At 72.6% G+C, this 20,896-nt stretch carries 19 protein-coding genes; 10 read left to right on the forward strand and 9 right to left on the reverse strand.

The window, feature by feature from the left end:
• Positions 1–22 precede the first annotated feature (22 nt).
• The 5 genes from dapA (at position 23) to QSK26_RS17835 (ending at position 5,708) form a co-directional block, all read left to right on the forward strand.
• A complete protein-coding gene (gene dapA, locus QSK26_RS17815) occupies positions 23–946 on the forward strand; it encodes a 4-hydroxy-tetrahydrodipicolinate synthase (RefSeq protein WP_285776281.1) in 924 nt (307 codons plus the stop codon).
• Between the two features lie 63 nt (positions 947–1,009).
• Complete coding sequence (locus QSK26_RS17820; protein WP_285776282.1) at positions 1,010–2,695, forward strand: ribonuclease J; 1,686 nt, start codon at positions 1,010–1,012, stop codon at positions 2,693–2,695.
• A 20-nt stretch (positions 2,696–2,715) separates the two neighbouring features.
• The gene (locus QSK26_RS17825) at positions 2,716–3,213 is read left to right on the forward strand and encodes a ribonuclease FAU-1 family protein (protein WP_285776283.1); all 498 of its coding nucleotides are present in this window, start codon (positions 2,716–2,718) and stop codon (positions 3,211–3,213) included.
• A gap of 189 nt (positions 3,214–3,402) precedes the next feature.
• Positions 3,403–4,179 carry an IclR family transcriptional regulator gene (locus QSK26_RS17830; RefSeq protein WP_285776284.1) on the forward strand — a complete coding sequence of 259 codons (777 nt, stop codon included), beginning with the start codon at positions 3,403–3,405 and terminating at the stop codon, positions 4,177–4,179.
• Positions 4,180–4,226: 47 nt separating this feature from the next.
• Positions 4,227–5,708 carry an aldehyde dehydrogenase (NADP(+)) gene (locus QSK26_RS17835; protein WP_285776285.1) on the forward strand — a complete coding sequence of 494 codons (1,482 nt, stop codon included), beginning with the start codon at positions 4,227–4,229 and terminating at the stop codon, positions 5,706–5,708.
• A gap of 115 nt (positions 5,709–5,823) precedes the next feature.
• On the opposite strand, the gene QSK26_RS17840 is transcribed toward QSK26_RS17835, so the two are convergent.
• From QSK26_RS17840 to QSK26_RS17880, 8 genes are all read right to left on the reverse strand, one after another.
• Positions 5,824–7,119, reverse strand: coding sequence for a pectate lyase family protein (locus tag QSK26_RS17840; protein ID WP_285776286.1), 1,296 nt, complete (start codon positions 7,117–7,119; stop codon positions 5,824–5,826).
• Positions 7,120–7,226: 107 nt separating this feature from the next.
• Positions 7,227–8,555, reverse strand: coding sequence for an ABC transporter substrate-binding protein (locus tag QSK26_RS17845; protein WP_285776287.1), 1,329 nt, complete (start codon positions 8,553–8,555; stop codon positions 7,227–7,229).
• Positions 8,556–8,592: 37 nt separating this feature from the next.
• Positions 8,593–10,560, reverse strand: a complete 1,968-nt coding sequence (locus QSK26_RS41815; protein WP_352244341.1) for a DUF6807 family protein — start codon at positions 10,558–10,560, stop codon at positions 8,593–8,595.
• Positions 10,557–11,636 carry a mandelate racemase/muconate lactonizing enzyme family protein gene (locus QSK26_RS17860; RefSeq protein ID WP_285776288.1) on the reverse strand — a complete coding sequence of 360 codons (1,080 nt, stop codon included), beginning with the start codon at positions 11,634–11,636 and terminating at the stop codon, positions 10,557–10,559. The genes QSK26_RS41815 and QSK26_RS17860 overlap by 4 nt, the downstream gene beginning before the upstream one ends.
• On the reverse strand, positions 11,636–12,517 hold the full coding sequence (locus QSK26_RS17865) for a 5-dehydro-4-deoxyglucarate dehydratase (RefSeq protein WP_285776289.1): 882 nt from the start codon (positions 12,515–12,517) through the stop codon (positions 11,636–11,638). The genes QSK26_RS17860 and QSK26_RS17865 overlap by 1 nt, the downstream gene beginning before the upstream one ends.
• Positions 12,518–13,435, reverse strand: a complete 918-nt coding sequence (locus tag QSK26_RS17870; RefSeq protein ID WP_285776290.1) for an NAD-dependent epimerase/dehydratase family protein — start codon at positions 13,433–13,435, stop codon at positions 12,518–12,520. It lies immediately after the preceding gene.
• A 17-nt stretch (positions 13,436–13,452) separates the two neighbouring features.
• On the reverse strand, positions 13,453–14,337 hold the full coding sequence (locus QSK26_RS17875; RefSeq protein ID WP_285776291.1) for a carbohydrate ABC transporter permease: 885 nt from the start codon (positions 14,335–14,337) through the stop codon (positions 13,453–13,455).
• Positions 14,337–15,263: a carbohydrate ABC transporter permease gene (locus tag QSK26_RS17880; protein ID WP_285776292.1), complete on the reverse strand. Its 927-nt coding sequence runs from the start codon at positions 15,261–15,263 to the stop codon at positions 14,337–14,339. Before QSK26_RS17880 ends, QSK26_RS17875 begins: the two co-directional genes overlap by 1 nt.
• Positions 15,264–15,530: 267 nt before the next feature.
• Between QSK26_RS17880 and QSK26_RS17885 the strand changes: the two genes are divergently transcribed.
• Both QSK26_RS17885 and QSK26_RS17890 read left to right on the forward strand, forming a co-directional pair.
• Positions 15,531–16,532 (forward strand): LacI family DNA-binding transcriptional regulator, encoded by a 1,002-nt coding sequence (locus tag QSK26_RS17885; protein WP_285776293.1) that lies wholly within the window; start codon positions 15,531–15,533, stop codon positions 16,530–16,532.
• Complete coding sequence (locus tag QSK26_RS17890) at positions 16,529–17,539, forward strand: aldose epimerase family protein (protein ID WP_285776294.1); 1,011 nt, start codon at positions 16,529–16,531, stop codon at positions 17,537–17,539. Before QSK26_RS17885 ends, QSK26_RS17890 begins: the two co-directional genes overlap by 4 nt.
• Positions 17,540–17,578: 39 nt before the next feature.
• Here the strand turns inward: QSK26_RS17890 and QSK26_RS17895 are convergent, their stop codons facing one another.
• Entirely contained in the window at positions 17,579–18,931 is a 1,353-nt protein-coding gene (locus QSK26_RS17895; RefSeq protein ID WP_285776295.1) for a cytochrome P450, read from the reverse strand.
• A gap of 129 nt (positions 18,932–19,060) precedes the next feature.
• Here QSK26_RS17895 and QSK26_RS17900 point away from each other — a divergent pair, with 129 nt between their 5' ends.
• The 3 genes from QSK26_RS17900 (at position 19,061) to QSK26_RS17910 (ending at position 20,882) form a co-directional block, all read left to right on the forward strand.
• The gene (locus QSK26_RS17900) at positions 19,061–19,753 is read left to right on the forward strand and encodes a hypothetical protein (RefSeq protein WP_285776296.1); all 693 of its coding nucleotides are present in this window, start codon (positions 19,061–19,063) and stop codon (positions 19,751–19,753) included.
• A 120-nt stretch (positions 19,754–19,873) separates the two neighbouring features.
• On the forward strand, positions 19,874–20,116 hold the full coding sequence (locus QSK26_RS17905) for a hypothetical protein (protein WP_285776297.1): 243 nt from the start codon (positions 19,874–19,876) through the stop codon (positions 20,114–20,116).
• Positions 20,117–20,132: 16 nt separating this feature from the next.
• The gene (locus QSK26_RS17910; protein WP_285776298.1) at positions 20,133–20,882 is read left to right on the forward strand and encodes an IclR family transcriptional regulator; all 750 of its coding nucleotides are present in this window, start codon (positions 20,133–20,135) and stop codon (positions 20,880–20,882) included.
• The last annotated feature ends 14 nt before the right edge of the window (positions 20,883–20,896 follow it).

Raw genomic sequence — 20,896 nt, forward strand, 5'->3', positions numbered from 1 at the left:
GGATCCAGGTACCGTTCGGTCTATGGCACCGCCTACTGCAACCACTGATGCCCCCTTCGGCCGCATGCTGACCGCCATGGTCACACCGTTCACCGTGGACGGCGAGGTCGACTACGACGGGGTACAGCGCCTGGCCACCCACCTGGTGGACGAGCAGCGCAACGACGGTCTGGTCGTGAGCGGCACGACGGGAGAGTCGCCGACCACCTCCGACGAGGAGAAGGACCGCATCCTGCGGGCCGTGGTCGAGGCCGTCGGCGATCGGGCCAGTGTGGTGGCGGGAGCGGGCACCAACGACACCCGGCACAGCGCCGAGCTGGCCCGTGCCGCCGAGCGCGCGGGCGCACACGGCCTGCTGCTGGTGACGCCCTACTACAACAAGCCGCCGCAGGAGGGCATCGCCCGCCACTTCACCGCGGTGGCCGACGCGACCGGGCTTCCCGTCATGCTCTATGACATCCCCGGCCGCACCGGCACGCCCATCCACACCGAGACGCTGATCAGGCTGGCCGGCCACCCGCGCATCGTCGCGGTGAAGGACGCGAAGGGCGACCTCTTCGCCGGTTCGCAGGTGATGGCCGCCACCGATCTGGTCTTCTACTCCGGTGACGACGCGCTCAACCTGCCCTGGCTGTCGGTCGGCGCGGCGGGCCTCGTCAGCGTCGTCGGGCACGTGGTGGGAGCCGACCTCGCGACCATGATCGAGCTTTACCGCGCGGGCGACGTGGCGGGCGCGCTGGCGGTGCACCGGCGGTTGACGCCCGTGGTCACGGGCATCATGACCCGCACACAGGGTGCCATCATGGCGAAGGCGGCGCTGAACCTCACGGGACAGCCGGGCGGTCACGTGCGGCCTCCGCTGACCGACGCGACCGCGGCGCAGATCGCCCTGCTGAGAGAAGACCTGGTAGCCGGAGGCGTGAAGCCTCACGACGGAGTCGCATGACCGAAAGTGACGGGGAGGAAAAGAGAGCTTGAGAGTAAGCACTTCACGTGACGGGGGGCGGGCATGAGCCATCCGCATCCCGAGTTGGGCGCGCCGCCGCCGCTGGATCCCCACGCGCTGCGGATCGTCGCCCTGGGCGGCCTGGGTGAGATCGGCCGTAACATGGCGGTCTTCGAGTTCGACGGCCGCCTGCTGATCGTCGACTGCGGCGTGCTCTTCCCTGAGCCCGACCAGCCCGGCGTCGACCTGATACTCCCCGACTTCGACTACATCCGGGGACGCCTGGACGACGTCGAGGCCGTGGTGCTGACGCATGCGCACGAGGATCACATCGGCGCCGTGCCTTACCTGCTGCGCGAGCGGCGGGACATCCCGCTGGTGGGCTCGCGGCTGACGCTGGCGTTCATCGAGAGCAAGCTCACCGAGCACCGCATCCAGCCGGTGAAGCACGAGGTCGTGGAGGGCGAGCGGCACGCGTTCGGGCCGTTCGACTGCGAGTTCTTCGCGGTCAACCACTCGATCCCGGACGCCCTGGCGGTGGCGTTGCGCACGCCGGCCGGCATCGTGCTGCACACCGGCGACTTCAAGATGGACCAGTTGCCGATGGACGGCCGGCTGACCGACCTGGGCGGGTTCGCCAGGCTGGGCGGCGAAGGCGTCGACCTGCTGATGTCGGACTCCACCAACTCCGAGGTGCCCGGCTTCGTCACCAGCGAGCGGGACATCGCGCCGGTCATCGACGACGTCTTCCGCGGCGCGGACAAGCGCATCATCGTGGCCTGTTTCGCCTCGCACGTGCACCGCGTGCAGCAGGTGCTGGACGCGGCGGCGGCGCACGGGCGCAAGGTGGCGCTCATGGGCCGCTCGATGGTCCGCAACATGGGCGTCGCACGCGACCTGGGCTACCTGAAGGTCCCCCCGGGGCTGATGGTCGATCCCAGGGAGATCGAGGAGTGGCCGCCGGAGGACGTCGTGCTGATCTGCACGGGGTCCCAGGGCGAGCCGATGGCCGCGCTGTCCCGGATGGCCAACCGGGACCACGCGATCAGGATCGCCGAGGGCGACACGGTGCTGCTGGCGTCCTCGCTGGTGCCGGGCAACGAGACGGCGGTCAACAAGGTCATCAACGGCCTGACCCGCTGGGGCGCCCGGGTGATCCACAAGGGCAACGCCAAGGTGCACGTCTCCGGGCACGCGGCGGCCGGCGAGCTGCTCTACGTGCTCAACCTGACCCGCCCGTCCAACTTCATGCCGATCCACGGCGAATGGCGGCACCTGCGGGCGCACGCCAAGCTGGCCGAGCTGACCGGTGTGCCGGACGACCACATCGTCATCGCGGAGGACGGCGTCGTCGTCGACCTCCTCGACGGCAGGGCGCGGATCGTGGGCGCCGTCCAGGCGGGTTACGTCTACGTCGACGGCAGCTCGGTGGGCGGTGTCACGGACGTGGCGCTGAAGGATCGGCGCATCCTGGGCGACGAGGGTTTCATCTCGATCGTCGTGGTCGTCGACTCCACCACCGGCAAGCTCACCGGCGGGCCGGAGGTGCACGCCCGCGGTTCGGGCATCGACCTCGACGCCTTCGAGCAGGTGATCCCGCAACTGGAACAGGCCCTGGAGGAGGCCGCCGCCGACGGGGTGGCCGACGTGCAGCTCATGCGCAGGCTGGTCCGCCGCACGGTGGGCCGCTGGGTGAGCGACACCTACCGCCGCCGGCCGATGATTATCCCGGTTGTCGTGGAGGTCTGAGGTCCCGTAGCGTCCCGCTCGTGTCTGAGGTGAAGGTTGTCTACCGAAAGTACGGCGGGGCGCTGCACTGGCATCACGCGGCGCGGCGGCTGGGCGAGGACGAGCACGGCGTCTGGCTGGGATTCGCCGCGGGCACCGTGGGGCGCCGGGGGCTGGAGCCGCCGGTGGTCTGGGAGCTGCCCGCCGTGCTGCTCTTCCCGCGAGACGCCTGGTGGACGGCGTCCTTCAACCCCGAGCCGCACACCAACGAGCTTTACTGCGACGTCACGACCGTGCCCGAGTGGCGTGACGGCGAGGTCACCATGGTGGACCTCGACCTCGACGTGATCCGGCCCCGCGGCGGAGACGTCTTCCTGGACGACGCCGACGAGTTCGAGGAGCACCAGCGTGCCCTCGGCTACCCACCGGAGATCATCGCCGCGGCCGAGGAGTCGGCGGGCTGGCTCATGGCGGCGGTGACCGGGCGCCGCCCGCCCTTCGACGGGACGCATCTGAGCTGGCTCGCGAAGGTGACGTGAGCCTTCCGGGGGCTGGATTCCCCGCCCCGCCGGGCGCAAGCTGGCTGGGGAGGCCGCACGCGGGCCGATCGACGGGGATTCACGAATACGACCACCGGTCACACTTGTGAACGAATCGGGCGGCTGGGAGAATCTGTGCCGGTCCGGTGGACGGTGGCCGTACCTGGGAGCGTGGCGAGGGGAGCGCGGATGACGTCGCCCGAGACGGTGCCCGGAAGATCTCCTGTCAAATCGGCCGACCGCACCGTCGAACTGCTGGAGGCGCTGGCCCGCGCCGAGCGGCGGCTCACCCTCGCGGAGCTGCAACGCGACCTCGGCTATCCCAAGTCGAGCCTCTACATGCTGCTGCGCACCCTGGTCGGGCGCGGCTGGGTGGAGAGCGACGAGTCCGGCGCCGCCTACGGCATCGGCGTGCGCGCCCTGCTCGTCGGCACGTCCTACCTGGACCGCGACCCCGTGGTCCGGGCGGGCGTGGTCGTGCTGGAGGAGATCAGGGCCGAGGTCGACGAGACCGTGCACCTGGCCAGGCTGGACGGCCACGACGTCGTCTACCTGGCCAGCAGGGAGTCCGGGCACCACCTGCGCTCCGCCTCCCGGGTCGGCCGCCGCCAGCCCGCGTACGCCACGGCGCTCGGCCGGGCGGTCCTGTCGGTCCGGCCCGACGCCGCCGACCTGCTGTCCGAGACGCTCGCCGCGCTCACCCCGCACACGGTGGTGGACCGCGACCTGCTGCTGAGGGAGATCGCCGAGGCCGCGGAGCACGGGTACGCCGCCGAGCGGGAGCAGAACGTGCCCGGTCTCGGGTGCTTCGCGGTGGCGCTGCCGTACCGGCGGCCGGTGACCGACGCGCTCAGCGTGTCCGTGCCGCTGGCCAGGCTCGACGACGCCCACCGCGCGCGGATCGTCGCCGCGCTGATGCGCGCCGCCCACCGGATCACCGAGTTGCTGCGCACCGGAGCGGTGTGAGCCGGTCCACGTGTGCGGCCGGTGTTGGAGATGCGAGAGGTGAAGTGATGACGCACGGATACGACCCGCGGACCGGGGAGCCGGTCGGCGAGGCGCTGGCGGAGACGACCGGGCCCGAGGTGGCCGCGGCCGGCGAGGCCGCGCGGGCGGCGGGCGAGGCGTGGCGGGCGCTGCCCGCGGCCGACCGGGCCGGCGTGCTGGAGGCCGTCGCCGACGCGCTGACCGCGCACGCCGGAGAACTGTGGCGGTCCGCCGACGCCGAGACCGCGCTCGGCGAGACCCGGCTGCGCGGCGAGGTCGGCCGGGCGGCCGGACAGTTCCGGCTGTTCGCCCAGGTGCTGCGGGACGGCGCGTACGCCGGCGTGGTGATCGACCACGGGGACGCCGGGGCCACGCCGCCCCGCCCGGACGTGCGCCGGATGAACCACCCGCTGCCCGGCGTCGTCGCCGTCTTCGCGGCCGGCAACTTCCCCTTCGCCTTCTCGGTCGCCGGCGGGGACACCGCCTCCGCGCTGGCCGCGGGCTGCCCGGTCGTGGTCAAGGCGCACCCGGCCCACCCGGGCACCTCGGAGCTGAGCGCCTCGGTGATCCGCTCGGCGCTGCCGGACCCGGCGCTGCTCGGCCTCGTGCATGGCCTGGCGGCCGGCCGGCCGCTGGTGACGCACCCGGCGGTGGCCGCCGTCGGGTTCACCGGTTCCATCCCCGGCGGCAGGGCCGTGCAGGGGCTCATCGCCGAACGCCCCGACCCGATCCCGTTCTACGGTGAGCTGGGCAGCGTCAACCCCGTGGTGGTGCTGCCCTCGGCCGTCGCGGGCGGCGCCGCCGCGCTCGCGGAGGGCTTCGCCGCCTCCCTCACGCTCGGCGTCGGGCAGTTCTGCACCAACCCCGGCCTGCTGTTCGCGCCCGACGACGAGGGCCTGCGCGCCGCGATCGCGGACGCCGTCACCCGGACCGCCGGCGGCCCGATGCTCAGCGCCCGGATCAACGAGGGCTTCGAGCACGGCCTCGAACGCCTCGGCAGGATGAAGCTCCTCGCCGAGGGCACGCCCGGCCCCGGCCCGTGGGGAGCCACCCCCAAGGTCTTCCACACCGACCTGGCCGCCTTCGCCGAGGGGCTGCCGCTGACCGCCGAGGAGTGCTTCGGCCCCGCCTCGGTCGTGGTGACCTACCAGGACCCCGCCGACCTGCCCGCCGTCCTCGCCCGGGTGCCCGGCTCGCTCACCGCCACGGTGCACGCCGCCGACCCCGCCGAGGCCCGCGACGTCGCCCGGGTCCTCACCCGTACGGCCGGCCGGCTCGTCTGGAACGGCTGGCCCACCGGCGTGGCCGTCAACTGGTCGATGCACCACGGCGGACCCTGGCCCGCCTCCACGATGCCGGCGCACACCTCGGTCGGCGCCGCCGCCATCGCCCGCTGGCTCGTCCCCGTCGCCTACCAGGACTGGCCGGAGGAACTCCTCCCCGACGCCCTGCGCGAGGCCAACCCGCTCGCCCTCCCACGCCGCGTCGACGGCCGCGCGGAGTCCTGACCGCACGCCGGAGGGGGCGCGGCGGCCCGCACCCCCTCCGGTTGATCAGCCCAAGCGGGCCCGTACTCCCTGCGAATGGATCAGCCCAGGCGGGCCCGTACTGCGGCCGGATGGTTCAGCCCAGGCGGCCCGCCCCGGCCCTCTGGGAGACCGACAGCCGGACCGACTCCGCCGGGTCCACGCCGGTGTGCAGGACCGGGGTCCAACCGGCGTCGGAGCCCAGGTCGGGATCGTGGGCGGCGTTGTAGGCGGCCACGGCGTCGAACGGGCGCACCTTCCCGCCCACCCGGAGCACGTCGTCACGGCTGGTCAGCGCGGTGCCGCCCCAGTCGTGCAGCAGCGCGGCGGGGTCCACCGCCCGGCCGAGACGGTAGAAGTTGGCCTCGGAGAAGATCTTCGACTCGACGCCGACCCCGAGGGCGTAGACGAACGTCGAGGCGTCCGGGATCTCGTAGTAGTTGTTGTAGACGTGCACCTTGCCGAACCGCACCCGCGGCAGCCGCTGGAGCACGTCGTCGAAGTGGTTGTGGTGCACGGTCACGTTGAGCCGGCCCGCGTCCGCCGCCGGGTTGTTGGTGGACCCGATGAGCATCGTCTTGTCGTGCCCGGAGAAGACGTTCCACGAGGCGGTGACGAAGTCCGCGCCGTTGGTGACGTCGAGCTGGCCGTCGTGCACCTGGTAGGGGCGGCCGAAGTGGCGCGGCTGCGCGGAGTCCGGGTTGTCGCCGTCGGTGAAGGTGTTGTGGTCCACCCAGACGTGTGTCGAACCGGTCACCGAGATGTTGTCGTAGAGGGAGTTCCAGTTGCCCTCCTCGCCGTCGGTCGGGTCCCACTGCGGGAAGCAGTCGGCCGCGTCCTCGAAGACGAGGTTCCGGATGATCACGTTGTCGGCCCTGTCCACGTGCAGGTTCACCCCGCGCAGCGTCGCCGAGCCGCCCAGCCCGACGATCGTCGTGTCACCGGGGACCTTGAGCTTGATCTGCGCGGTCTGCCGGGCCGCCGAGGCCGCCCGCGCGTCCTCCAGCGGACCGGCGGGCTCGCGGTCCCTGCCCCAGACGGCCGGGTCGTAGGCGGTGAGGTAGCCCGCCAGGGTGTAGCCGTCCTGCGCGTAGTCGGCGCAGCTGAGCGGCGTCCCGCCGGGGCCGGTGTGGGCGTCGACGGTGCCGCGTACCTGGATGATCCGCGGGCCGGGGGCGGCGAGGGCGGCGACCAGCCCGGCGCGGGTGGACACGGTGTGCACGTTGGCCGGCGGCGCGGCCGAGCCGCCGGTGGTGCCCGGCCCTTCCGCGGCCCAGCCGTCTCCGGCGGGAAGCGTCTGGCGGGCGAGCGGCGTCCCGGCGGCGGCCGGCGCGGGCGGGCCGGCCACGACGGCCAGCGACAGGACGGCGGTGAGCACGGCGAGTCGTCTCATGGTCTTTCCTCCACAGGTCAGGTGGGAGGGAGGCGCCGGACGGAGCCTCTCTTGCGGAGAAGGGCAGGGTGAGCCCCGGGGTCAGGCCGGGACGCACCCTGTGCGGTTCAGCCCCCGTTGCGCTGCTTGTACGCCGCCTGCGCCTCGGTCAGCGCGCCGGCCATCCCGTCCAGGAACTCCTTGGCGCCGAGATCGCCCAGCAGCACCTTCTGGAACTGCGGCTCGGAGTCGGTCTTCGTGATCGCGTTGAACTCCGGCAGGTAGTAGGGCATCTGGACCACCTTCGTCGCCGGGTCGTTGAGCACCCGGTTGGCCTCGGCGACGTGCTGGAGGCCGGTCAGCCACGCCTCGCCGTTCACGTCGACGTTGGCCGGCAGCACGCCGGTCTTCTCGGACCAGTAGCTGTTCATCGCCTTCGACGCGGCGAACTCGGCGAACCTGAACGCCGCGTCCTTCTTCTCGCCGGAGGAGAACACGCCGATGCCGGCGACCGGGTTGGACAGCACGGCCTGCACCCCGGAGTCGGACCTGGGCACGGCCATCGCCGCGACCTTGTCCGCGCCGAGCGCCTCGACGTGGTCGGTGTAGGAGCCCAGGTTGTGCTGCATGATCGCGATGTTGCCGCCGTCGAACTGCGCGACCATCTTCACGTAGTCGTTGTTCACGTCGGCCTCGGGAGTGTTCCTGCCGAAGACCGCGACCAGCTTCTCCAGCGCCGCGACGTTGCGCGGATCGTTGACCGTGGACCTGCCGGCGGCGTCGAACATCTCGGTGACGCCCGACTGGCCGTACACGACCTCCAGCATCTGCGCGATCGAGCCGGCGCCGCCGCGGATGGTGAAGCCGAACCGGTTGTTCGCCTTGTCGGTCAGCCGGTCCACGGCGGTGAAGAACTCGCTCCAGGTCCTGGGCGCCTCCAGACCGGCCTCCTTGAACCAGTCCGTCCGGTACCAGAACACGCCCATGTTCGTGGACATCGGCACCATGTACGTCTTGCCGTCCGGGACGGTCGCCTTGACCGTCGTCACCACCTGCTCGTTCAGCTTGCCGTTCAGCGCGCCGCCGGCGATCCGGTCGTCCAGCGGGTCCACCGCCTTCTGCGCGACCAGGTTGCCGAGCATCGCCGTCGTCATGCCGCCCATGTCGGGCAGGCCGCCGCCGGCGATCGCGGTGTCGTACTTCTGCTGGGCCTGGGCGATCGGGATGCCGACGTACTTCACCCTGATCGTCGGGTTGGCCTTTTGGAACTCCGCGATGATGTGCTGCCAGACCGGGGTGCGGGCCGGGCCGCCGTTGTCGTCCCAGAAGGTGATCTCCGTGTCGCCGCCGGCGGCCGTACCCGAGTCGTCGGAACCACACCCGGCGAGCGCCAGGGATGCCCCCACGGCGAGCGCCGTCGCCGAGGTCAGCAGGCGCCTCGAATGGCGTCCAAGCATTGCCGTCTACCTTTCTTTCGTCGGTCCCCGATTGCGTTCAGGTACGGCTCGCGCCGGCCTCCAGGGCCAGGGCGGCCGCCTCCTCCCGGTCGATCCGGCCGTCGGCCACCACGGTCACGACCCGGCGCACCAGCGTGTGCTCCACCGTCAGCGGCCGGTCCCAGGCCAGCGACACCCCGATGCCGGGGTACTCGCCGATCCGGGCGAACCACGGCTCCGGCCCGCCGGTCCCGGTGCCGGGCTGGACGAAGACCAGGGTCCAGTCCGGGCGGCCCGGCGCGGCGCCGGTGCCGGACAGCGCCAGCCAGGGGGCGCGGGAGCCGTGCACGGCGGCCTCGCCCTCCGCGTCCCGGGTGTAGACGCGCCGCCCGGTGGAGGAGCCGGGGGCCCGCCAGAAGAAGCCGCCGTATCCGGCCCCGGTCCGGCCCTTGGAGCCGGAGCTGTTGATCTCGAAGGGCGCGTCGTCCGCGCCGGTCAGCGCGAACGTCACGTCCAGTGCCCAGCCGCCGGTCACCGGCCGGGCGGTCACCGTCCGCTCCTCGCGGACCACCTCGGCGCCGTCCGGCGCGGTCCACGACAGGTGCTCGGTGAAGCCGTCGTCCGCCCGCCGGTGGAACCGCACGTGCCGCTGCACGCCGTGGTCGTCCAGCCACGCCGGGCCCCGGCCGGGCACCCAGGTCCGGCCGCCCCAGAAGTTGCGCCCGGCCACGTCCGCGATCGCCACGCTCACTCCCAGGTGGTGGACGTGGTCGGCGGGCCGGGTCTCGGTCACCGTGGTCCCGCCGAGGGTGCGCACCGGGTGCAGGTAGGGCCGGGGGGAGAGGGTCACCGGCAGGTCGGGCCGGAAGGCGTAACGGGCCACCGTACGGCCGGCGACCCGCAGGGCCGGGCCGGGGGCCGACCAGGGCACGTCGAGTTCGGAGAACAGCGCTAGCCGCTCGGCGCTCTCGGCGGTCAGGGCGGCGACGCCGGGCAGCACGCGTCGCACCACGGCCCCGTCCTCGACGGTGAGCTCCTGGAACTCCTCGGGCACGGCCGCCGGCGCGGGCGCCCGCCGGATCTCCTCCAGCACCCCCATGAACCCGGTGGTGCGGTGCAGCGGGACCAGCAGCTCGGCGCCGCCGCGCACGTGCGCGACGAGGTTCTCCAGCAGGTCGGTCCTGGGGTGCCCGATGACCGGTCCGTCGCCTACGCGTACCTCGTCCGTCGTGTACGTCAGCGTGATCCGGCCCTCCTCGCCGTGCACGACGACGTACGGCTCGTGCCGCTGCGGGGCGCACAGGGAGACGGCGACCGTCACCACCGTCCCGTCGGCCAGCCGGAGCCGGATGGAGGAGGTGTCGTCGGCCTCGATCGGGTTCGCGTGGTACAGCTCGACCTCGGTCCGGGCGACCGGGGCGTCGGTGAGCGCCAGCGCGGTGGCCACGGCGTGCGCGAACGGGTTGGTCAGCGCGCCGTCCACCACCTCCACCCCGTCCAGCCGCCGCCGCCCGGCCCACGCGGTGCGCGTGTAGTAGGACGCGGGCCGCGCCCACGCCCCGGCGACGCCGATGCCGCGCACCCGGCCGACCGCGCCGCCCGCGATGAGCTCGCGCACCGCCGGGATCGCGTGCGACCCCAGGCTCTGGAAACCCACCTGGCAGGCCAGGCCGCTGCGCGCGACGGCGATGGCGATCCGGTCGAAGTCGGCCAGCGTCGCCGCGGGCGGCTTCTCCAGCAGCAGGTGCGACCCGGCGGCGAGCGCCTGGACGGCGAGGTCGGCATGCGTGTGGATGGGCGTGACCAGGATCGTTATCTCCGCCCGGGTGCGTTCGACCAGCTCGGCGAGGTCGGCCGACTGCTCGGGGGAGCCGAGCCCGGCGAGCAGCGCAGGCTCCACCGGCCGCACGTCGCACACCCCGGCCAGCCGGACCAGCCCGGACGCGGTCAGCCGGCGCAGGTTCTCCAGGTGCCACCAGCCGTGCCCGTGCGCCCCCGCCAGCACGACGCGAACGGGTTCCGTCATCGGCCGCCTCCTTCGCCGTCGAGGGCGGAGAACACCAGCCCGTGCCCGCGATGCCCGCCCGCCCGCAGCACGCCGCCCGCGATCCGCACCGGGTACGGCTCCGCCAGCAGCCCCAGCGCCGCGAAGGACGCGTCCTCCACGTCCTCGACCATCGGCGGCAGCGGCAGGGCCAGGGCGAGCTGGCCGGAGATCTCCGGCAGCAGATGCGGATGCACCGGGACGTCGAACGCCCTGGCCAGCTCGGCGATCCGGAGGAACGGCGTGATGCCGCCCACCCGCACCACGTTCGGCTGCACCACGTCGCACGCCCCGGCGGTCAGCAGGTCGCGGAACTCGTAGACGGTGTACAGGCTCTCCCCGAGCGCGATCGGCACCCGCACGCTCTCCCGCAGCCGCACCTGCCCGGCCAGGTCGTCGGCGGGCAGCGGCTCCTCCACCCAGTGCAGCCCGTACGGCTCCAGCTCCGCGATCGCCCGGCGGGCGCGCAGCAGGTCCCAGCGCTGGTTGGCGTCCACCATGAGCAGCGTGTCCGGCCCGACGGCCCTGCGGACCGCGGCCACCCGTTCGACGTCCTCGCGCAGGTCGTCCCTGCCCACCTTGATCTTCACCGCCGGGTATCCGGCCGCGGCCCAGCGCTCCGCCTGGGCGACCAGTTCCTCGGGGGAGTAGTGCCGGTTGACGCCGCTCCCGTACACGGGCACGCTGTCGCGCCGCCGGCCCAGCACGTCGGCGAGGCCGCGCTCGCCGCAGCGCAGGTCCCACAGGGCGATGTCGATCGCGGCCATCGCGATCGTGGTCACCCCGCCGCCGCCCGCCTCGCGCAGGTGCCGCCAGAGCCGGTCCCACACCAGCTCGGGATGGGCGGGCAGGCCGAGCACGGCGGGACGGCACTCCGACTCCAGCATCGCGCGGACGGCGCCCGCCCCGATCTGCGGCGTCCAGGAGAACCCGACCCCGGTGCGCCCGTCGTCGGCGCCCACCTCGCAGACGATCACATGGTTGACCGGCACGTCCGGCCCCCACGGCCGGGGCAGCGGCACGGTGCGGGCGCTCACCCGCACCTCGCTGATCCGCATCAGGCCGCCCCCACCAGCTCCAGACCGGACTTGATCAGCCGGTCCAGCTCCGCCAGGTGCTCGGGCAGCGGCTCGGCCAGCGGCGGGCGCACCCGGCCCACGTCCAGCCCGCGCAGCCGTACCCCCGCCTTGACCAGGGAGACGCCATAGCCGGGCACCTTGGCGCGCAGCCGTACCAGCGGGGCGTAGAAGGCGGTGAGCAGCCGGTGGTCGCCGTTCAGGTAGGCGGTGGCGATCTCCGGGGCGAAGGCGAACACCGCGCTGGAGTACAGCTCGACGCCGAGGCCGCGGTAGGCGGGCATGGTCAGCTCGGCGGTCGGCAGCCCGTTGAAGAAGGTGAACTCCGGGCCGATCTCCTCGCGTACGGCGAGCACGATCCGCTGCATGCGGTCGATGTCGCCCACGCCGTCCTTGAGCCCGACCACGCCGGGAATGCGGGCCAGTTCGACCGCGGCCTCCGGCTCGAGCACGACCGGGCCGCGCTGGTAGACGATCACCGGCAGGCCGACCCCGGCGATCTCCCTGACGTAGGCGGTCAGCCCGCCGGCCGGGCCCTGCGCCAGATAGGGCGGCATCAGCAGCAGCCCGTCGGCGCCCGCCTCGCGGGCCGCCGCGGCCTGGTTCAGCGCCGCGCCGAGCGGGCCGCCCGCCCCGGCCACCACCGGCGCCGCGCCCGCGCAGGCGCGCACCGCCACGCCCACCGCCGCTGCGTGCTCGGCCTCCGACAGTGCCGAGAACTCCCCGGTCCCGCAGGCCACGAAGACGCCGCCGGGACGGTGGGCCAGACCGCGCCCGATGTGCTCGGCGAGCACGTCGCCGGCCAGGCCGCCCCGCGCGGTGAAGGGGGTGACGGGGAAGAAGAGGACGCCGCTGAGGTCCATCTAGATCTCTCCTATCTCGGTGCGCCAGCTGCGCTTGGCCTGCCAGCCGAGCAGCCGCTCGGCCTTCGCGGAGGAGAAGGCGGGCGCGGTCCCGGTGAGGCGGGCCACGTGTCCCGCGGTGGCGGGGAGGATCCGGGGCAGCAGCTCGGCGAGCGGCTCGCGGGCCAGCGCGTCCGCCGCCCCGGCGAAGAACACCTCACCCGGGGGCAGTCCGGGCAGCCGGTCGAGCAGCGTCAGCACCAGTTCGGAGGCGTCCCTGGCGTCCACGTAGTTGAACAGCGACACCCCGGCCAGCTCGGGACGGTCCAGCCGTTCGCGCACGGTGTGCCCGGACTGCGTCGGAGCGCCCTCCCACTCCTCCGGGGCGATGACGAAGCACGGCCGCACGGCGGCGAAGGCGGTGCCGGGGGAGCTGCGCGCGAAGGACGCCATCACCTCCTCGGCGATCAGCTTGGACAGGCTGTAGGCGTTCCACGGCGCGACCGGGTGCCCCTCGTCGATCGGCAGCCGGGCCGGCTCCCAGCCGCCGGGCGCGCCGTACCCGATGACCGTCGGGCTGCTCGCCACCACCACGCGCTCCACGCCGGTCCGGGCCGCCGCCTCGCACACGTTGAACGCGAGCTGCGTGTTCACCCGGTAGGTGAAGGCGTCGGTGCGGCTGAACGGCGTCGCCACCGCGGCGAGGTGCACCACGGCCCGCGGCCGGAACCGCGCCATCACCTCGAACGCCTCGCCGAGGTCGGTCAGATCGGCGGGCAGCGTCGCCACACCCGCCGGCATGTCGGTGGGCGGCGTGCCCGGCGCGGTGTCCACCCCGAGCACCTCGTGCCCGGCCTGCGCCAGCGCCCGCACGACGCTGCGCCCGAACCTGCCCGCGCTCCCGGTGACCAGGATCCGCGATCCGGCTTCCAGCGTCATCGTCCCTTCCCTCGTGGTCATCCCTTGACCGCCCCGGCGGACATGCCCTGCACCAGGTAGCGCTGGATCACCGCGAAGACGAGCACGACGGGCAGCGCGGCCACGACGCCGCCGGCGGCCAGCGCGCCGAAGTCGACGCTGAACTCGCCCAGCGTGTACGCCAGCCCGACGGGCACGGTGAACTTCTCCTGGTCGCTGATGAACATCAGCGCGAAGAGGAAGTTGTTCCAGCTGTGGATGAAGGCGAACGAGCCGACCGCCACCAGGGCGGGACGCAGCATCGGCAGCACCACGGCGAAGAACGCGCGCAGCCGGGTGCAGCCGTCCACCCAGGCGGCCTCCTCCAGCTCCATCGGGATGTTCTTGATGAAGCCGCTGATGAGGATCAGCGAGAGCGGAAGCTGGAACACCGTCTCGGCGATGACCAGGCTCCACAGCGTGTTCACCAGGCCGAGCGTGCGGAAGATCTCGAACAGCGGGATGAGCATCATCGCGCCCGGGATGAACTGCGTGCACAGCATCGCGACCATGAACAGCCGCTTGCCGCGGAAGTCGTAGCGGGCCAGCGCGTACCCCCCGGCCAGCGCGATCACCGTGGTGGCCACCAGCGAGGCCGCGCCGACCAGCAGGCTGTTCCGGAAGAAGACCGCGAAGCCCAGGCCGTTCCAGATGGTCGCGAAGTTCTCCAGCGTGATCGGCCAGGGAATCAGCGAGGACGAGCCGCGCGGGCGCAGCGCGAAGACCAGCATCCAGTAGAAGGGGACCAGGGTGAACAGCAGGTACAGGCCGAGCGGTACATAGATCTGCCAGCGGCTGACCCGCTGGGCGGAGGCGGGCCGGTGCCGCGGCCGGGGCGGCGCGGGCGGCGCGTCGTGCCGGGGCGGGGCGGTCTGGGTCGTCATCAGCGGGCTCCGAACTTGCTCAGCCGCAGATAGGCGATGGAGAAGAAGGTCAGGATGAGGAAGGCGGCGGTGGTGAGCGCCGACCCGTAGCCGAAGTCGTGCGACTGGGCGGCGGTGGCCGCCACGTAGAGCGGCAGTGTCGTCGTCTGGTGGGCCGGGCCGCCGCCGGTGAGCGTGTAGAGGAGGTCCACGTTGTTGAACTCCCATACCGCCCGCAGCAGCGTGGACAGGATGATCGCGTCCTTGAGGTGCGGCAGCGTGATGTGGAAGAACCTGCGGATCCGGCTCGCGCCGTCCACCGAGGCGGCCTCGTACAGGTCCTTGGAGACGGTCTGCAGGTCGGCGAGGAGCAGGATGGCGAAGAACGGCACGCCGCGCCACAGCTCGGCGAGCACCGCCGCGGCGAAGACCGTGTCCGGGTCGGCCAGCGGCGCCGCGCCGTACTCCATCAGGCCGAGGTCGGCGAGATAGCGGGAGACGCCGGTCTGCGGGTTGTAGAGCAGCACCCAGATGCCCGTGGTGAGCACGCCGGAGACGGCCCACGGGGAGAAGACCAGCGCCCGGGACACGGCCCGGCCGACGAAGGTCTCGTTGACGATCAGCGCCAGCGCCAGCCCGAACAGCAGCTGGAGCACCACCTCGACGACCACCCATCTGACGCTGAAGCCGAGGCTCTGCCAGAAGAGCGGATCCTCGAACAGCAGGGTGCGGAAGTTGTCCAGGCCGGCGAAGCCGTTGTCCCACGGCTGGGTGACGTTGTAGTGCTGAAGGCTGTAGTAGACGACGCTGGCCATCGGATAGACCAGAAACCCGAGCATCGCGACCACGGCGGGCGCGATGAGCACGTAGGGCGTCCGAGGGGATCGGGGCCGATGGCCGGGCCGGCGACGTCGGCGCCGTTCCAGCGACGCCTGGGCGATTGCCATGGCCGGCGACTCCTTAACAGGTGAGTGTTTCCAGGGGCTGCAACCGCTTGCACGCAAGATTTCAGCCGTGTGACGAGACCGTCAAGACTCAGTTTGGTAAACGCTTGCCCGGAATGGATAGCGGGCGACTTAGCGGGATATTTCCCCCTAAAGTGGGGCGGAGGGGGTGTCCGTGGTCGGTCTCCATGATTGACATGGCTGCAACCGGTTGCATTATTGTGCAGGCGGAAAGCGCGTGGACGCGCGGCGGAGGGGGAGAGGGGCTCGGTGGCAGCGACGATCCGGGACGTGGCACGGGCATCCGGCGTGCACGTCTCCACGGTGTCCCGCACGTTCTCGGCGCCCCATCTGGTCAACACCGAGACCCGCAACCGGGTGCTGGCCGCCGCCGAGGACCTGGGCTACCGGCCCAACCGGGCGGCCCGCGCGCTCACCACCGGCCGCACCCACAACCTCGGGCTGATCGTCGCCGACATCGCCAACCCGTTCTTCCCGCCGCTGATCAAGTCGGCCCAGGCACACGCCAGGGAGCGCGACTACCACGTCTTCGTCGCCGACACCGACGAGGACCCGCTGGTGGAGGAGGAGCTCATCCAGACCCTCACCAAGCAGGTGGACGGCGTGCTGCTGTGCAGCCCCCGGCTCAGCAACCGGGCGATCGAGCGGCTGGGCGCCGACGTGCCGTTCGTCGTGGTGAACCGGCGGGTCAAGGGCATGAGCACCGTACTCATGGACGTCGGGCACGGCGCCCGTCTCGCCGTCGCCCACCTGGCCTCGCTGGGCCACCGCAGGATCGGCCTGGTCGCCGGGCCGAGCGGCTCGTGGACCAGCGGCGAGATGCGCGAGGCCGCCGCCGCGACCGCCCGCGAGGCCGGGCTCGACCTGTCCATCCTCGGGCCCAACCCGCCCACCGAGCAGGGCGGCCTGGCCGCCGCCGGCGACGTGGTCAAGGCGGGCGTGACCGGCGTGCTCGCCTACAACGACATGGTCGCGATCGGCCTCATCGAAGGGCTGTACGAGCGTGGCCTGCGGGTGCCGGGCGACGTCAGCGTGATAGGGGTGGACGACATAGTGCCCGGCCGGCTCAACCGGCCGAAGCTCACCACGGTCGCCATGCCCACCTCGGCGGCCGGCCGTACGGCGGTCGATCTGCTGCTCCAGGCGGTCGGGGCGAAGGACGCCGCGACACCGGCGCTGACCACGCTGGAGACCAGCCTGGTGGTCAGGGAGTCGACCGCGCCACCACCATCGATCGAGAGGTCGTCGTGAAGGAAGAATTCGGCACCCTCCCGTCGGGCGAGCCCGTCGAGCGTCACATCCTCGGCACCGGGGACGGGCTGCGGGTGAGCGTGCTCACCTACGGGGCGATCATCCAGTCGGTCGAGGCCCCCGACGCCGCGGGCGGCCGGGCCGACGTGGCGCTCGGCTGCGCCACCCTGCCCGGCTACCTGGAACGCAGCCGCTACTTCGGCGCGCTCGTCGGCAGGTACGGCAACCGCATCGCCGGCGGCCGGTTCACCCTGGACGGCCGGACCTACGACCTGGCCCGCAACCAGGGGACCAACAGCCTGCACGGCGGCCTGCGCGGCTTCGACAAGCGCCTGTGGCGGGCCGAGGAGGCCGGCGACGGGCGGCTGCGGCTCGGCTACGTCAGCCCCGACGGCGAAGAGGGCTACCCGGGCACCCTGACCGTCTCCGTCACCTACACGGTCACCGGGCACGAGCTGCGGATCGACTATCAGGCCCGCACCGACGCGCCCACCGTGATCAACCTCACCAACCACTCCTACTTCAACCTCGCGGGCGCCGGCTCCGGCGACGTGCTCGGCCACGTGGTCACCATCGACGCCGACGGCTATCTGCCGGTGGACGAGGACAAGATCCCGGCCGCGGTCGCGCCGGTGGCCGGCACGCCGTTCGACTTCACCCGGCCGCACCCGGTGGGCGAGCGGATCGGGCAGGACCATCCCCAGCTCGTGATCGGCGACGGCTATGACCACTGCTGGGCGCTCAACCCCGGCGACGGCGTCAAGGCCAGGGTCGAGGACCCGCGCTCCGGCCGGATCATGGAACTGTTCACCACCGAGCCAGGCGTGCAGTTCTACACCGGCAACTCCCTGGACCCGGGGGCGACGCCGTATGGCAGGCGCGCCGGGCTGTGCCTGGAGACGCAGCACTATCCCGACTCCCCGAACAAGCCGCACTTCCCCTCCACCGTGCTCCGGCCCGGCGAGGAGTACCGCTCGACGACGGTCTACCGCTTCTCCACGGCGTGACGCCCGCCGCTCGCCACGGCGTGACGCCCGCCGCGCGGGTCACCGGGCCCGGCTGGGCGCGGGAACCCGCAGCTCGGCGGTCATCGGCAGGCGGTCGGGGCGGACGGTGACGGTCGCGACCTCCTTGGGCGCGCGGGCCGGGTCGGGGCGCAGCCGCCAGCGGGAGCAGATCACCGCCATGGCGATGAGCATCTCGGCGCTGGCGAACGAGTCGCCGATGCACTTGTGCGCCCCCGAGCCGAACGGGATGTGCGCCCACTTCGGGGCGCCCCCGTCGATGCCGGGCAGCCAGCGGTCCGGGTCGAAACGCAGCGGGTCGGGGAACCAGCGCGGGTCGTGGTGCAGCATGTAGGGGCTGTAGATCACCTCGGCGCCCTTGGGCAGCGTGACGCCGCCGAGGGAGGTCTCGCGCAGCGTGCGGCGCATGATGAGCCACGACGAGTGCAGCCGCAGCGACTCGGCGATGACCCGCGCGGTGTAGTCGAGCGAGGGCAGATGCTCCCAGGCGGGCGGCTTGTCGCCGAGCACCGCCTCCAGCTCCGCGTGCACCCGCTGCTCCACGTCGGGGCGGCGGCCCAGCTCCCACAGCGCCCAGGCCAGCTCGGCGCCGGTCGTCTCGGCGCCGGCGATGAAGAGGGTGAGCACCTGGTCGCGGAGCTGCTCGTCGGACAGCGGCCGACCGCCCTCGTCACGCGCGGCGAGCAGCATGGACATGACGTCGCCGTGGTCGACGCCGCCGCCGCGGTAGGCGTCGATGGTTTCGCCCACGGCCCGGGTGATCTCGGCGATGGCCCGGTCGTAGCGGCGGTTGCCGGGCGTGGGCAGCCGGCCCCAGACGGTGGGCAGGATCGTGCGCAGCAGCACGCCGTGCATCACGATCGGCATGCTGCGCTCGATCCGGGCGGCGGCCTGCTCGCCCACCTCGGACGCGAACAGCGTCTTGGCCACCACCCGCAGGGACAGGTCGTTCACCGCGCGGTCGACGGCGATCGTCTGGCCGGGACGCCAGGAGGCCGTCATCGTCTCCGCCGCCTCGCGCATGACCTCGGCGTAGGCGGTGAAGCGGGAGTGGTGGAAGGCGGGCTGCACCATCCGCCGCAGCCGCCGGTGGGTCTGGCCCGAGGTGGTCGCCAGGCCCTCGCCGATCAGCGACGTGAGCCGGTCGAAGAACCGGCCGCGCGCGTAGTCCCTGGCGTGGGTGACCAGGACCCGGTGCACCAGCTCCGGATGCGTGACGACGTAGGCCGGGGTCGGGCCGAGCCTGACCTCCACGACGTCGCCGAGCGCCGCGAGCGAGGTGAAGAACTCGAGCCGCCTGCGGAGCAGCGGGATCGCGTGGCCGATGCCCGGCCAGCCGCCGGGAGCTTGCGGAACGCCGGGACGCGCGGACATCGGGCGACTCCCGTGGTGTCGATGGGGCGGCTGGTGGCCCTGTGTGACCAACCCGTAGCACCGATCCCGTGGCCAAGAGTATATCGTTGGTAACGGATCGTCATTGTTTCTTGGTTGGAGGAGGGGCCGATGTCCGGCGAGGGCTACCGCACGCTGCTCGAATGCCGCAGACGCAGCGGCATCCTGCGGGAGCAGGGGCTCAGTTTCGACCAGATAGCCGCCGTGTTCGCGCTGGACCACCCGGTCAGCCCGCTCCGGCTCTATCGCTTCGCGCACGGCCGCACGGCCGGCGACGTGGTCGACGCCTACAACGCGGCCGACATGGCCGCCCTGCGCAGGGCCAGGTTGTACGACTACGAGGCCTGGCCGGAGGCGGGCCGCCGGCCCCCGGCCAGGGCGGTCGGCGTCTTCGCCAGGATCTATCGCACCGCCGCGCGCAACCTCGTCTCCAGTGAGGTCTACGCCTCCTACCGGCCGCCCGACCGGGCGATCATCGACCGGGTGGACCACCGGCGCACCGATCCGCACCAGACCCTGACCGGCGAGCCGGGGGCCGCTCCGCGCCGGGGAGAGGAGATGTCCGCCGACCGCGCCTCGCAGGTGTGCGCCGACCTGCTGTCCGCGGTCGACGCCGTCGCCGCCGGCATGCGGCACGGCGAGACGCTGCTGGAGCTGGCCCAGATGCTCGGCACCGCACCCGGCCGCGGGCAGCTCGCCCCCGGGCGGGACGGCAAGGAGGGCCGCGACCTCGACCAGGTGTTGTGCGCGCTCGCCGCCATCCCCCCGGTGCCGCGCGGCGGCCGGCGGGAGTCGCGACGTTAGCCCGTGAATCCCTGTCGTCCTTGAGGTCTCCTTCGGGCGCGCGTGGAGTGACGTCACCTGTCCGCTCCTGTATGTTCTATGTAGCAACGCTATGTCCTATGTAGCGAAACAGGAGTTCGGATGCAGGTACGGCACGCCACCGCGCCCGACCAGATTCCCGGGATGGACACCGAGAGCCTGAGGGAGTGCCTCTATGCCGGGCGCGGCGCGCGGGAGGTCGCCTTCGCCGGTGGCGCGTTCTACTTCGTCTCGCCGCCCGCGCACGCCACGCGCCCCACCGCCGCCGTCTTCCTCGCCTCCTCCGCCGCCGACTACGTCAACGGACACGTGCTGGCGGTCGACGGCGGGTGGCTCGCTCGTTAGTAGGCTCTTGAGCGTGGTGAGGGAAGGCAGTTCCATCGACAAGGCGCTGGCGGTGCTCGAGGCGATCGCCGAGCACCACCGCGTGACCGACATCGCCGCGGTGACCGGCGTCTCCAAGTCGACCGTGCACCGGATCCTGCAGTCGCTCGTCGAATGGGGCTTCGCGCGCAGCGACGGCGCCGGGGGGTATGAGCCGGGCCCGCGCATCCTGACCCTCGCCGGCCGGGTGATGACCCGCTTCGACCCGGCCCGCCAGGCCGCGAGCGCCCTGCGCGCGTTGCACGAGCGCACCGGCTACACGACGCACTTCGCCATCCGCAGCGGTGACGAGGCGGTCTACGTGGACAAGCTGGAGGGCCGCCGGCCGTACCAGATGCCCTCGCGGGTGGGGATGAGCCTGCGGTTGCACTGCACGGCGATCGGCAAGGCCATCCTCGCCCACCTGGCAGAGGACGAGGTGCGCGCCATCGCCGGGCGCACCGGGGTGCCCCGGCAGACCCCGGCCACGCTGGCCGCGGAGGACGACCTGATCGCCCATCTGGCCGGGGTCCGCTCGGCGGGCTACGCCATCGACGACGAGGAGAACGTTCCGGGCATCCTGTGCGTCGGCGCGCCGGTCTTCGACCACACCGGCCAGGTGCTGGGCGGCATCTCGATCTCGGCGCTCGCCATGGACCTGGACCGCTCCGGGCTGGAGGCGCTCGCCCCGGAGGTGGTCAAGGCCGCCCGCGAGGTGTCCCTCGCCCTCGGTGCCCCCGTCGGCTGAGCGGTGGCGCCGCG

It is taken from the genome of Microtetraspora sp. NBRC 13810 (genome assembly GCF_030268685.1).
In the GTDB taxonomy this organism is placed as follows: Bacteria; Actinomycetota; Actinomycetes; order Streptosporangiales; family Streptosporangiaceae; genus BSRQ01.

Excerpts from the sequence above, each read along its gene's own strand:
- dapA (WP_285776281.1), top strand. The coding sequence starts at position 23 with ATGGCACCGCCTACTGCAACCACTGATGCCCCCTTCGGCCGCATGCTG.
- QSK26_RS17820 (WP_285776282.1), top strand. The coding sequence starts at position 1,010 with ATGAGCCATCCGCATCCCGAGTTGGGCGCGCCGCCGCCGCTGGATCCC.
- QSK26_RS17830 (WP_285776284.1), top strand. The coding sequence starts at position 3,403 with ATGACGTCGCCCGAGACGGTGCCCGGAAGATCTCCTGTCAAATCGGCC.
- QSK26_RS17835 (WP_285776285.1), top strand. The coding sequence starts at position 4,227 with ATGACGCACGGATACGACCCGCGGACCGGGGAGCCGGTCGGCGAGGCG.
- QSK26_RS17840 (WP_285776286.1), bottom strand. The coding sequence starts at position 7,119 with ATGAGACGACTCGCCGTGCTCACCGCCGTCCTGTCGCTGGCCGTCGTG.
- QSK26_RS17845 (WP_285776287.1), bottom strand. The coding sequence starts at position 8,555 with ATGCTTGGACGCCATTCGAGGCGCCTGCTGACCTCGGCGACGGCGCTC.
- QSK26_RS41815 (WP_352244341.1), bottom strand. The coding sequence starts at position 10,560 with ATGACGGAACCCGTTCGCGTCGTGCTGGCGGGGGCGCACGGGCACGGC.
- QSK26_RS17860 (WP_285776288.1), bottom strand. The coding sequence starts at position 11,636 with ATGCGGATCAGCGAGGTGCGGGTGAGCGCCCGCACCGTGCCGCTGCCC.
- QSK26_RS17865 (WP_285776289.1), bottom strand. The coding sequence starts at position 12,517 with ATGGACCTCAGCGGCGTCCTCTTCTTCCCCGTCACCCCCTTCACCGCG.
- QSK26_RS17870 (WP_285776290.1), bottom strand. The coding sequence starts at position 13,435 with ATGACGCTGGAAGCCGGATCGCGGATCCTGGTCACCGGGAGCGCGGGC.
- QSK26_RS17875 (WP_285776291.1), bottom strand. The coding sequence starts at position 14,337 with ATGACGACCCAGACCGCCCCGCCCCGGCACGACGCGCCGCCCGCGCCG.
- QSK26_RS17880 (WP_285776292.1), bottom strand. The coding sequence starts at position 15,263 with ATGGCAATCGCCCAGGCGTCGCTGGAACGGCGCCGACGTCGCCGGCCC.
- QSK26_RS17895 (WP_285776295.1), bottom strand. The coding sequence starts at position 18,931 with ATGTCCGCGCGTCCCGGCGTTCCGCAAGCTCCCGGCGGCTGGCCGGGC.
- QSK26_RS17900 (WP_285776296.1), top strand. The coding sequence starts at position 19,061 with ATGTCCGGCGAGGGCTACCGCACGCTGCTCGAATGCCGCAGACGCAGC.
- QSK26_RS17905 (WP_285776297.1), top strand. The coding sequence starts at position 19,874 with ATGCAGGTACGGCACGCCACCGCGCCCGACCAGATTCCCGGGATGGAC.